This window comes from Roseovarius sp. D22-M7 (assembly GCF_037083785.1).
Lineage (GTDB): Bacteria > Pseudomonadota > Alphaproteobacteria > Rhodobacterales > Rhodobacteraceae > Roseovarius.
Window position 1 is genome coordinate 1 of the sequence record NZ_JBAPKY010000086.1, and the last position, 9,631, is coordinate 9,631.

Below are 9,631 nucleotides of genomic sequence, written 5' to 3' on the forward strand. Positions count from 1 at the left end.
GACCTCGACGTGGTAGTCGAGCCCGGCCCGCCGCTCCAGCCATTCGGCATATTCATAGGGCGTTGCCGGCAGCGGTTTCAGCGCGGGCTTGTCCATCTGCTTGAACAGGCCCCGGCGACTGGCGCCAAGGTGTCGGGTGACCTTGTCGTTGAGCCGCTCCAACAGCGTTGAAATGGCCGCGTTCACCTCGGCCAGCGAGAAGAACCGCCGTTTGCGCAACTGCGCGAGGATCCAGCGCTCGACGACCTGGACGCCGACCTCCGCCTTGGCCTTGTCACGGGGTTTGCGCGGCCGCGCGGGAATGACGACAGTGTCGTAATGCGCCGCCATCTCGGCATAGGTCCGGTTGAGGCCGGGCTCGTAAAAGCATGCCTTGGTGACACNGGTGTCGTAATGCGCTGCCATCTCGGCATAGGTCCGGTTTAGGCCGGGCTCGTAAAAGCATGCCTTTGTGACACCGGACTTGAGGTTGTCGCTGACGATCTGCCCGGGCACACCGCCGAAGAATGCCAGCATCCGGACATGCGACCCGATCCAGTCCGGCAGGGTCTGCGTCCAGGTCGCCTCGGCATAGGTGTAACTTGATGCCCCCAGAACACCCACGAAGACCTGCGCCTGGCGCACTTCCCCGGTTTCGGCGTCGACGACCTCCACCGTGTGGCCGGCATAGTCCACGAAGACGCGCTCGCCCGCGACATGGTGCTGGCGCATCACCGGCGACAGCCGGCCCTTCCAGCGGCGGTAGAGATCGCAGAACCGGCTGTAGCCATAGCCATCATCAGGATGTGCGGCGCGATACTCTTCCCACAGCAACGAAAGCGTCACGTTCTTACGCCGCAACTCGCGGTGAACCGCCGCCCAGTCCGGCTCCGCCAGACCGCGCCGCCTCTCGCCTCCCGTTGGCGCGAACAGCCGGCGCTCGAGATCAGCCTCGGTCATAGCCTCCGGCAGCGGCCAGGACAGACCCGCCNGAACAGCCGGCGCTCGAGATCAGCCTCGGTCATGGCCTCCGGCAGCGGCCAGGACAGACCCGCCCGCTCGGCGCGCTTGAGATATTCAACCACCGTCGCCTGACCGACCGACAGGCTCGCCGCAATCTTCCGGGTCGACAGCCCGGACGCCTTCATCCGAAGGGCTTCCGTGATCTTTCGCATTGGCAATCGTCTCATCCTGGGCTCCTTGCACCTGCTTCGCAGACACAAGGCTAACCCGTTGCACGATCGCCCAACGAAGCGCATCCCGGCCGGAACACCCAAGTGATCGGATGCCCCGGAACAGGTGATCGGATTAAATCGGAATCACTGATCGGATGTTATCGGAACCGGTGATCGGATGTCCCCGGAACGCGCAGCCCACACATGCATGTCTCGACGGGACACTTTGAAAACGGGCTATGGCCTGCCGGTTTGTCGACTTCGGCCCCGGCGTCGTCGAAGGCCCGCTTGAAGATATTTGGAGCACTCGTCTGGCTGGCCAAAGGCTCGGACCCGACGTCCTTTGGCACGCACGCCATGCGGCGGACGAAGGTCGCACAAGTCGACAGGAAGACTGGCACCTTGAGGGCTATCCAGCTTCCGCTCGGCCATGCCAAGATGGACAAAGCTGTCCGCTATCTTGGGGTCGAGCTCGAAGACTTCCTGGCAATCTCTGACAGCGTTGAAACCTGAGGACCTGGGCCGCCGTCACTGACGGCCCAGAGCTGCCGTACAGCATTAACCTTGGATGCTGCGGTGCGGCCCGTCGGACCTGCCGTTCGCTGCGTCTGCGAAGCCGGGCATCCGGCGTAACCGTGCCGCGCGGGGATTTGCGGATATCCGACAGAAACCATCAGATTTCATAGGCCAGCCCCAAGCGGACCCACGGCCCTTGGCGTGAATAAGCGATAGCTGACCTTCACCGCGCGGGTCGGGAACTGCTAAGATGCGGGACAAGCCAAGCTGACACCGCAACTGCGCAAAGGACTGCTTTTTTCATCCCGATAGTTTGCCCGGTGTTTTCTGTCTCAAGCGCGAGCTTATGCAGTAGGGACTACCTCGGCGCTTGGGCTTAGCGGCACAGGCGATCAACCTGCGCCGCAATTTGGTCAACTTGCGGCAGCGAGTGACTTCTTGGGGTCAAAAAACGGGATCGGAACGACCTTTCCCTTGCGAGTTTCGCCAAGTTTATCCACGACCAGCTCAGTGCCATCGCTGGCGTGTTCGACCTTTAGCATGCCGAGCGCAATGTTCTTGTCCAGCCGTGGCGAGTATACTGCCGAGGAAATCGTGCCAACCTGCTTGCCGTCATTCATGAGCGGCCAGTAGAAATCGTTGACGCCCACGAAGGGGGCACCTTCGACCTCGATACCAACAAGCCGCTGCTTGACACCTGCCTCCTTGATCCGGGCCAGCGCCTCCTTGCCTACGAAATCAGCCTCCATGTCGAGGTTAACCAAGCGGTCCATGCCAAGCTCAAAGGGATTGTTCGCCAGCGTCATGTCCGCGTGATAGGAAAGCATTGCTGCCTCGATCCGACGGATGCCGGATGTGTGGCCCGGCCTGAGACCCATCTTATACCCGATATCAAGGATGTATTCCCAAAGACGCCCGCCAGCCGATGCGTCGCGAAGGTAGATCTCGTAGCCCAGTTCACTGGTCCAGCCGGTCCGCGAGATGATCAGCGGCACGCCGTGCCAGTCATATTCCATGAAGCGGAAATACTTCAGTTCGGTGGGCGCATCGCCAAAACAGGCGCGGAGAATGTCCTTGGATTTCGGCCCCTGAAGCTGCAAGGGAGAGACATCTGGTTCGGTCAGGTTCACGTCCATACCGGCATGTACTGCTACGCCACGCGCCCAGAGCAGCACATCGCTGTCCGCGATCGACAACCAGAAATGATCTTCCGCGAGCTTCAGAAGGATCGGGTCATTGATGATCCCTCCGTCCTGGTCGGTGATCAAAACATATTTGCACTGCCCAATCTCGCATTTCGACAGGTCGCGAGAGCACAGGTACTGGGTGAATTTGGCGGCATCCGGTCCGGTTATTTCGACCTGCCGCTCGACCGAGACATCGGCCAGTGTCGCATGATTGATGAGGTTCCAGAAATTCTGCTCGGGGTTTCCGAAATCACGGGGAATATACATGTGATTGTATACCGAAAAACCCTTTGCACCCCAGCGCAAAGCCGCGTCGGAATAGGGAGACTTGCGGACCTGTGTCCCAAAGCTGAAATTTGCGAATTCAAGCTCATGTGCCATGATAAGCATCCAATATTAGGGGTGGACCGACCTTAGCTGACGACCATTTTGCACCGTTTTGCATTTTGTTCCCGCCAGGGGTGCGCCGCGCGGGGCAGGGAGGCGGGTGTCAGTCATACCCGTGTCGGTTCTTGAGACGTCACTCGCCGGTCCATTCGGGCATGGGTTCCTTGCGGGTGAAGGCGTCGATCCCGGCCTCGGTGTCGCGGGCCATCATGTTTTCGGCCATAACGCGGCCGGCATAGGCGTAAGCCTGTTCGAGCGCCATCTCGGTTTGCCTGTAATAGGCGCGCTTGCCGGTACGGATGGCGACGGGCGATTTTTTGGCGATGATCCGCGCCATCTCCGTCGCGCTTTCCTCGAGTTCGCCACGCGGCACCACACGATTGACCAGCCCAAGCTGTGCCACGCGCGCGGCGGGCAGGAAATCGCCCAAGAGCAGCATTTCCATTGCCATCTTTTGCGGCACATTGCGCGACAGGGCAACCATAGGCGTCGAGCAGAAGAGCCCGATATTCACGCCTGAAGTGGCAAAACGCGCGTCTTCGGCCACGACCGCCAGATCGCAAGAGGCAACCAGCTGACAGCCCGCTGCCGTGGCGATGCCCTTGACCTCAGCGATGACCGGCTGGGGCAGGCACACAACCCGCAGCATCATCGCCGAGCACTTGGCGAAGAGATCCTGAAAGTACTGAAACCCGCCATCAGGGTCCGAACGACGTTCGGTCATTTCCTTGAGGTTGTGACCGGCGCAGAAATGATCGCCGGCGCTGCGCAGGATCACCGCCTTGACCGAACGGTCTTCGGCGATGCCGTCAAGCGTATCCGAAAGTGCCGCCATCATCGCCTCGGACAGCGCATTGATCGAGCGCGGGGCGTTCAGCGTCAGCTTGGCGACGCCATCCACGTCGGACCGCTGGACAAGATCGGAAGAGTTCAGTTCGCCTTCATAAGCCATTCAAGGGCACCTTCAGCATTGGGCGGCCACTGGCGTCGCGGGGAATGTCGCCCGCGCGCATGTTGACCTGCAGGGAGGGGAGGATGAGTTTCGGCATGGACAGCTGCGCGTCACGTTCGATCCGGAATTTCACGAATTCGTCCTGCGACTTGCCGCCGCCGACATGGATGTTGCTGGCGCGTTCCTGTCCGATCGTGGTTTCCCACGCGATGGCACGTCCGCCGGGGCCGTAATCGTGGCACACGAAGAGGCGCATTTCGTCGGGCAGTGACAGAACCTTCTGGATCGAGCGGTAAAGCTCGGCGGCGTCACCGCCTGGGAAATCTGCGCGCGCCGAGCCGCCATCGGGCATGAAGAGCGTATCGCCGGCAAAGGCCGCGTTGCCGATCACATGCACCATACAGGCCGGGGTGTGACCGGGCGTGGCGATGGCAAAACCGGTCATGCCGCCGATCGAATAGGTGTCGCCGTCCTCAAAAAGCGCGTCGAACTGCGAGCCGTCGCGCTGAAATTCGGTGCCTTCGTTGAATATTTTCTCGAAGGTATCCTGCACTTCCATGATGCGAGCCCCGACGCCGATTTTGCCGCCAAGGTGCTGCTGGATATATGGCGCGGCCGAGAGGTGGTCGGCGTGGACATGGGTTTCGATGATCCATTCCAGCGCAAGGCCACGAGACCGGACCGCGTCGATCAGGCGGTCCGCGCTGTCATGGGCAATGCGCCCGGCGGCATAATCGAAGTCGAGTACGCTATCGATGATCGCGCAGGCGGACGAGCCTGGATCCGTGACCAGATACGAGATCGTGTTGCTGGCTTCGTCGAAGAAGCCGTCGACCCCGGGTGCGACCGACATGTCAAGAGCAGTAAAGTCCACGATATCCTCCGCCAATCATTCCAGCGTGCCGCCGGCCTTCTTCCACGCGCCGACGCCACCGGTCAGGTTCACGACCGGGCTCAGGCCCATATCCATCGCCGCCTGCGCGGCCAGGGCCGAGCGTCCGCCGGAGGCACAATAGAAGACATAGGTCTTGTCCTCATTGAACTCGGACTTGTGCGCCGGGCTTTCGGGGTCGATGTGGAATTCCAGCATCCCGCGCGACGAGGCCACCGCGCCGGGAATCATACCGGTCTTGGCCTGCTCTGTCCCATCGCGCAGATCCACGAAGATGTGCTCGGACGAGCCAACAAGCCCGAGCGCCTCTTCGGCGTTGATCGCCGGGGTTGAGTCAAGCGCGGCGCGGACGATGTCCTTTGCGCTTTTAGTGATGGTCTGGGGCATACGTGCTTTCCTTTCGCGACCGGCGTTGATCCAGCCAAGCAAGACGTTCATGGGCCAATCCGCCGTGCCGCCCGCGCCACAACCGCAGGCCGGGTGCACACGCAGACCGGGCGAATCGTGTGTCATATCGCCAGGTCGAGGCGCGGCTTCCAGAACGGCCGGAAAAGCTCGATCTTCGGGCAGCGATCCATGACCACCTTGAGACCCGCGTCCTCGGCCAGCTTGGCGGCGCGGTCGTCATAGACACCGATTTGGGCCCACAGCACCTTGGCCCCGATCTCGATCGCCTGCTCGGTGATGGCATATAGTTCTTCCTTGGGGCGAAAGACTTCGACCATATCGACAGGCCGGTCGATCTCCTGCAGGGAATGGTAGACCGGGATGCCCCGGATTTCCGTGACATTCGGATTGGGATTGACCGGGATCATGTCATAGCCGGTCTCGTGCAGCACGCGTAGAACGCCATAGCTGAACTTGGTCTTGTCGTTGCTGGCCCCGACCATGGCGATGGTTTTGACCGAGCGTAGGATCTCGGAGAGGCACGCTTGGCTATAGTCGTAGCGGTGATCGATATCGGCGTCGGGCATCTCAGGGCTCCTTCGGAGTGGCGATATCCGCCTTCAGCTCATGTGGCTGCAGCGGGTCGAGGAACGGGTTGCGGTAGAGTTTGTCGTGGCTCTCCACGCCGATCTGCAGCGTGCAGTCGGTCACGGGGCGGGCTACGCATAACAAGACGTAGCCATGGGCGATCTGGCGATTGTTCAGCGCGACCTGCCGGCGCTGGTCGATATCGCCCTCGGTCAGCTTGGCCGCGCAGGTGATACAGCCGCCATACTTGCAGCCATAGGGCAGATCGACGCCTTGCTCGCGCAGGGTGTCCAGCAGCGGACGGCGCGCCTCGACCTCGTAGGTCGCGCCGCCGCGGTTGGCGATCGTTATGGTCCGGGTCTCAGTCACAGCCAGATATCGCTGGTGCAATCGCCACCGGGATAGCGGGTTTCGTGGCAGCGCGACGGGCCGTTGGGTTCCTTGCCGAAATCGACGATGAAATCGGGATTGATCGACATGCCGCCGTTTTCCGCGTCACAGTCGATCATTACCATAACACCGCCCTGGGTTCGGATCTCGGGATAGAACTGGTTGTCCCAAGTCGAGAAGAGCGAAGTCGTCACGTAAAGACGCTTGCCGTCGAGGCTCAGCTGGAACATCTGCGGCCCGCCCGCAACCTTGACACCGTTTACCTCAGGCGCCCTGCCCAACAATCCGCCCATCCAGACCTGCCCGGTCAGCTTGGGATTGTGCGGATCGGTGATGTCGTACTGTCGCATGTCGCCATGCAGCCAGTTGTTGAGATAAAGATACTTGTCATCCATCGACACGAGAATGGCCGACATCACCCCTGGTACCGGGATGGGCCATTCGGGATGCGGTTCGTTCTCGACGTCGATGACCTTTTCCCATTCCCACTTGCCCGCCTCGGACTTCCAGAAATGGATCACGTTGGTCGAGAGCGCCGCCCCGCAAAAGCCATGCGTGCTATCGGGATCGTGCAGGAACTTGACCTCGAGCGGGATTAACCCGTCTTCGCCCAGGTACATGCTTTCGATGGGCGTGCGCTTCTCGAAGTCCCAGATATGCAGACGTCGTCCATATTTCAGGTGCCCCACCTCTTCCAGGTCGAAGCCCGGCATGAAGGTATTGGGCGCCGCCCATTCCGAGCTGATCATCACGTTGTGGCGCGGCTGGTACCAGAAATCATAGCCGAACGGGATGTCCCCCATGGTCTCTTCCCAGCGGCCCACGATCTCGAAATCCTTGTTGAGATGCAGGTACCCGCCTGGCGCCTCGCCCTGCGCGTCGCCCAGGAAAGAGATGATGATCTCGGAGCCAAGGCAATGCACCGTGTGCGGACCGCTCAGGTTGGCCTTGGACTTAATCTCGGCCCCCTGGATGATCTTGTGCAGGCGAGGGGCGCGCGGATCGGTGGCGGTGTCGACGACATGGATATTGTTCGAGCGAACGCCGGGCACCAGCAGATACTTGCGCGCCATCGAGCTGTCGTCATGGCACGACGAGCAAGCGTTCCATCCCATGTGGTGCAACTCGTCCCCGATCCCGGGCATTTCCAGGCGGTGGATCACCTGGCTGTAGGTCGGGCTGTCGGGATCAGCATCCACAGTGGCCAGGTAATCGGGCTTCTGGATGCCAGTCCCGGTGTAGATCGCGATCGTGTATAGCAACTTTTCGCGAGGCGCCTTGATGGCCTCGACTGGGCTGGCGTAGCCCGGCCCGCAACAGGTTCCGTCCATGATCCGCTCCTCCCTTGATTCTCCCTGATTTCCCGTATAACGAAAAAATGAGTTTCGTAAAATGAGAATATCATGCATCTGGAACGTTTGACGCTGATCCTCGAAATCGTGGGTCAAAAGGGAGAGGCCACCGTTGGCGATATTTGCGAGCACTCAGATCTGCCCAAGGCCTCGGCCTATCGTCTGGTGCAGGATCTCGTTGGCGTGGGCCTGCTGGAGCCGATGGCGCGCGGGCGGTTCTCATTGGGCGTCCGGCTCAAGCGGATGACCCATTCCGACCAGTCTGACGAGGCGCTGATCGAACAAGTCGCGCCCGCCCTGCGGCAGGCGGCTTCCCGCCTCGGCGCGGCATTCTTCCTCTCGCGGCTGCGCGGTCGTGCGGTCGAGATCATCCACGTGGAAACGCCGGATACAGGCGTGTCCTTCCTGCACCCTGGGCTGGGCAAGCGGCCCCTGCACGCCTGCTCCTGCTCCAAGGCGGTGGCGGCCTTTACGCCATCGCTGCTCGACTTCGACAGACTTGATGGCCGTCTGCGGGCCTACACGGAGTTCACCCTGACGCGCGTCGAAGACCTTGAGGCCGACCTGGCCGCCATTCGGGAGCGCGGCTACGCCGAGTGCGTGGAAGAGATTGAGCGTGGTATGGCGTCTGTCGCGGCCCCTCTATCAGAAATTGGCCCGGGCGCGACCATGTCCATCGGCGCGACAGGATCCGTGCGAGTGTTTACACCAGCCTTCCGAAAAAAACTGGGGCCTCAACTCACGCAAATCGCACGGGATATTTCGGGGGCAGGTCGTTTCCCACCCGAGCACGGCGATCCTCCCGAGTGTACGCATCCGGAAAGCGGGAAAGAAACGGTTGGGAGCTGAACGCGATATCGTTGGGGCTGTCTGCGGTGCTAAAACGGAAAGAGATGAAAATTGCGCGATGTCATCCATAGTGTGGAAGCTTTTTGCCGGGTCGCTGGCGATACCGCTGCCTTAGGGCTCTTTTCTGGAAAACGACGACATGAACGCAGGAGGATAAGATGGATACATCGGACGCGATGCTGGGCCGATTTTTTGCCGTTAAAATCAGGCCTGAACACAGGCAAGAATTTCTTGAAGCCAGTTTATTCGGGGCGCAGAGTGCGATCAGCGAGGAAAGGGACGTGTTCCAGTTTCATTTCATGGAAGATGCATCACGCTCCAATCGTTTCTATTTCTACGAGGTTTATCGGGACGAATCCGCTCTTCATACGCATTGGGAAACAGAAGTCTTCAAAACTTGGTGGGCGAAGATCCAACACATGCTTGACGGCGAAGTGAAAACGATTGCGCAGATGCATTCGCTCTTTCCGACGAGCAAAGGTTTCGAGGCGCAAAAGCCAGGCCTCTTGCAGTGGTAAAGCTAAATGTCACATCCCGGCAGGTGGCATGGCTTTTTCTTGAACAGCTCCGGCTTGAGTTTGTGCCAGTCTTTCATGGCTCGCAATGGCGTCTTGCTGCCGAGGGCTGATTGCGGGAGCTGCTGATTGTAGAGCCAGACGTAGCGGTGCAGCGTCGTCTCCAATTCTTCGCCTGATCGGAAATGGTGGCTTTGCAGCACGTCTTCGATGCGGCCATTGAAGCGCTCGACCATGCCGTTGGTCTGAGGCGACTTCGGCGGCGTCAACCGATGGTCGATATCGAGGGTTGCGCACAGCGTATCGAACTCGTGCTCGCCGGTCGCGCCGCGCTTACGCAGGCCGAAGAGGCGATCGGTGAATTCCTTGCCGTAGCACGTCGGGAAGAAGGGCTGTTGGTAGGTTATGGCCGCCTGCGCAGCCCTCATGTAGCGCAGCGGGTGGCCATAACCGGGTCTCGGG

General features: G+C 60.5%; 11 protein-coding genes and 1 pseudogene. 3 read left to right on the plus strand and 9 right to left on the minus strand.

Annotated elements, in window-relative coordinates; all coding sequences use genetic code 11:
- Positions 1–1,169: pseudogene (gene istA, locus V8324_RS20230) on the minus strand (IS21 family transposase); the annotation flags it as partial.
- A 189-nt stretch (positions 1,170–1,358) separates the two neighbouring features.
- Between istA and V8324_RS20235 the strand changes: the two are divergent.
- Positions 1,359–1,667 carry a hypothetical protein gene (locus tag V8324_RS20235; protein ID WP_336421704.1) on the plus strand — a complete coding sequence of 103 codons (309 nt, stop codon included), beginning with the start codon at positions 1,359–1,361 and terminating at the stop codon, positions 1,665–1,667.
- Positions 1,668–2,083: 416 nt separating this feature from the next.
- Here the strand turns inward: V8324_RS20235 and V8324_RS20240 are convergent, their stop codons facing one another.
- The 7 genes from V8324_RS20240 to V8324_RS20270 all read right to left on the minus strand — a co-directional run bounded on the left by V8324_RS20240 (position 2,084) and on the right by V8324_RS20270 (position 7,784).
- Positions 2,084–3,238: a glycine cleavage T C-terminal barrel domain-containing protein gene (locus tag V8324_RS20240; protein ID WP_336421705.1), complete on the minus strand. Its 1,155-nt coding sequence runs from the start codon at positions 3,236–3,238 to the stop codon at positions 2,084–2,086.
- Between the two features lie 139 nt (positions 3,239–3,377).
- Positions 3,378–4,196 (minus strand): enoyl-CoA hydratase, encoded by an 819-nt coding sequence (locus tag V8324_RS20245; protein ID WP_336421706.1) that lies wholly within the window; start codon positions 4,194–4,196, stop codon positions 3,378–3,380.
- The gene (locus V8324_RS20250) at positions 4,186–5,049 is read right to left on the minus strand and encodes an MBL fold metallo-hydrolase (RefSeq protein WP_336421714.1); all 864 of its coding nucleotides are present in this window, start codon (positions 5,047–5,049) and stop codon (positions 4,186–4,188) included. The genes V8324_RS20245 and V8324_RS20250 overlap by 11 nt, the downstream gene beginning before the upstream one ends.
- Positions 5,050–5,085: 36 nt before the next feature.
- The gene (locus V8324_RS20255) at positions 5,086–5,475 is read right to left on the minus strand and encodes a rhodanese-like domain-containing protein (protein WP_336421707.1); all 390 of its coding nucleotides are present in this window, start codon (positions 5,473–5,475) and stop codon (positions 5,086–5,088) included.
- A gap of 122 nt (positions 5,476–5,597) precedes the next feature.
- Complete coding sequence (locus tag V8324_RS20260; protein WP_336421708.1) at positions 5,598–6,062, minus strand: CoA-binding protein; 465 nt, start codon at positions 6,060–6,062, stop codon at positions 5,598–5,600.
- Position 6,063: 1 nt separating this feature from the next.
- Positions 6,064–6,432 (minus strand): 2Fe-2S iron-sulfur cluster-binding protein, encoded by a 369-nt coding sequence (locus V8324_RS20265; RefSeq protein ID WP_336421709.1) that lies wholly within the window; start codon positions 6,430–6,432, stop codon positions 6,064–6,066.
- Positions 6,429–7,784 (minus strand): selenium-binding family protein, encoded by a 1,356-nt coding sequence (locus V8324_RS20270; RefSeq protein ID WP_336421710.1) that lies wholly within the window; start codon positions 7,782–7,784, stop codon positions 6,429–6,431. The genes V8324_RS20265 and V8324_RS20270 overlap by 4 nt, the downstream gene beginning before the upstream one ends.
- Before the next feature lie 72 nt (positions 7,785–7,856).
- On the opposite strand from V8324_RS20270, the gene V8324_RS20275 reads away from it, so the two are divergent.
- A complete protein-coding gene (locus V8324_RS20275; protein WP_336421711.1) occupies positions 7,857–8,654 on the plus strand; it encodes an IclR family transcriptional regulator in 798 nt (265 codons plus the stop codon).
- Positions 8,655–8,812: 158 nt separating this feature from the next.
- Complete coding sequence (locus V8324_RS20280; protein ID WP_336421712.1) at positions 8,813–9,172, plus strand: putative quinol monooxygenase; 360 nt, start codon at positions 8,813–8,815, stop codon at positions 9,170–9,172.
- 2 nt (positions 9,173–9,174) lie between these two features.
- Here the strand turns inward: V8324_RS20280 and V8324_RS20285 are convergent.
- On the minus strand, positions 9,175–9,631 hold a 457-nt coding region (locus V8324_RS20285), incomplete at its 5' end, for an integrase core domain-containing protein (RefSeq protein ID WP_336421713.1).